This is a genomic window from Mesorhizobium sp. M7A.F.Ca.MR.362.00.0.0, assembly GCF_004023175.1.
GTDB lineage: Bacteria > Pseudomonadota > Alphaproteobacteria > Rhizobiales > Rhizobiaceae > Mesorhizobium.
This window is the reverse complement of record NZ_RZTF01000779.1, coordinates 1-491: the sequence shown is the minus strand read 5'-3', so window position 1 is coordinate 491 and position 491 is coordinate 1. Positions and strand designations below refer to the sequence as shown.

Annotated in this window: 1 pseudogene; it reads right to left on the bottom strand. The window is 63.1% G+C overall.

Annotation, left to right across the window (positions count from 1 at the left end):
- A pseudogene (locus EOC06_RS44635) lies at positions 1-491 on the bottom strand (exopolyphosphatase); the annotation flags it as partial.

The following is a 491-nucleotide window of genomic DNA, read 5'->3' as shown; positions in this document are numbered from 1 at the left end:
CGACGCCGAAATCAAGGGGTCGGCCTTCTGCTCGGCCTCATCGAGCAGCGAATAGAGAAAGCCTTCGCGTACACCCAGAGCCGAGACGATGATCTTCGACGGCTGCATCGCTGCCATGATCTCCTGCAGCACGACGGCGCCATAGGGCAGCAGCGAACGGCGGTTCTTGGAAACGCCTTCGATGCCCTTGACCTTCTCGATCTCGGCCTTGGCCACCTGCTTGAGGAAGTTCGCCGCGCTTTCGGCCGAGATCTCGTAATGGTGCATGACGCCAAGCGGATAGTTGGTCATCTCCATGTGCAGCCGGGCGAGATTTCGCCAGGTGCCGCCGACGGCGTAGAAGGGCCTGCCCTGCCCGCCTTTCAACAGCTTGGCCTTCGCCAGTTCGTCACGCGTGATCTTGGCCGCCTGAGCCAGCGAGTTCTTCGCCATGTCCTGCAGGCGCAGACCGCCCAGCGGCAGCGTGATGCCGTCGCCGATCGCTTCGCCGG